Here is a 1348-nt window from a genome sequence, read left to right as displayed (position 1 = left end):
AAATCAGTTTAAACAAATATGGCAACACTATTTCACACGAGAATGGGAGATAGGGGAAAAGCAAATGATTTGTAATCCTGATATAAGATACGGAATTTGCACGGCTGAGATGCCCCTTTCCCTTCATCAGTTGACAGAGCTAACTGCCTTTTATGGAATAGCGGCTATACAGGTAAAGAAGATTGTGGAAGTTCCAAAAGGGATGGTTGCTCACACGATTCAGCCTGGGGAGTATGCTGTTTTTCGCCATCAAGGGACCGGCAGTGAGCTTAGAACCACCTACGACTATATCTGGGGGACATGGTTTGCTAGTGTTGACTATGAGCTTGATGCACGAGACAATTTTGAGGTATATGGGACGGAATTTACTCATATAGAAGACAAAGACTCTATCATTTTGATTTATATTCCTATTAAAAAAAGATAAAGTCCCATATGGCAAAAGAAGAAAACAATCCAATGATGGAAATCGCAGGCAGTTGCTTGCGATTTTTTTGTTGGGAAAATACTAGGGACGGCAGAATGATAGAGCGTTTTACTAGTTTTACGCAAAATGAAAGTCATTGCATTTTAGTAAAAATCAAGCATAATTCACCTTCTTCATCCATAATTTGTTAGTAATCATGACGAATCATCAGTTGATGAGTCAGCATTATTTTCGATAACAGGCAGTTACCTAGAAAGTGTCAGAATAAACAGTCTTTTTGATCGGAATGTTTAAATATGAACAGACTTGCAAGCTAATTTTGATCAGGGAAAATAGCTGAACCTTTTGGGCAATGAAAGAGGAGGTTCAAAATAGCAGGTGGGGAAAGGAGCAGATCGCATGCTAAAAATCAAAAAATGGGGAGCGGATAAAGGCGAAAGCTGGATAAAGCTAATTCTAATGGGAGTGGTACTAACCTCGCTTGCAGGCTGTTCTTCTCAAGCAGGGACAGATGCGTCGGCTCCATCAAGGGAGGCGGTGACAAAGCAGGGCTCCCAACAGCAGCTAGTAATTTACACGGGACGGGATAAGAGCGTTGTAGAATACGTTATTCCGAAATTTGAAGCTACTCATCCTGATATAAAAGTGGATGTTTTAACAATTGGGGCGCAGGAAATCCTGGAGCGAATTCGAGGAGAAAAGAGCAATCCACAGGCCGATTTTTGGTGGGGAGGCACACAATCCAGCTTACGGACTGCCGCTTTGGAAGGATTGCTGGAGAGCTACAAACCTTCCTTCGGTGATCAGATTCCAGCCATGTATAAAGACGCACAAGATCGCTGGTATGGGGAAATGCTATTGCCTGAGGTCATTATGTACAATCCACAGATGCTCCCAAAAGCAGAAGTGCCAAAGGACTGG

At 42.3% G+C, this 1348-nt stretch carries 2 protein-coding genes; both read left to right on the top strand.

Annotation, left to right across the window (positions count from 1 at the left end; all coding sequences use genetic code 11):
- The coding region (locus AYJ08_RS04840) for a GyrI-like domain-containing protein (RefSeq protein WP_197490585.1) at window positions 1-427 on the top strand (427 nt) is incomplete at its 5' end.
- Window positions 428-805: 378 nt separating this feature from the next.
- The coding region (locus AYJ08_RS04835; RefSeq protein ID WP_369799663.1) for an extracellular solute-binding protein at window positions 806-1348 on the top strand (543 nt) is incomplete at its 3' end.

This window comes from Brevibacillus sp. SKDU10, from assembly GCF_001645205.1.
GTDB classification, from domain to species: domain Bacteria; phylum Bacillota; class Bacilli; order Brevibacillales; family Brevibacillaceae; genus Brevibacillus_B; species Brevibacillus_B halotolerans.
This window is presented reverse-complemented; position numbering and strand designations above follow the sequence as displayed.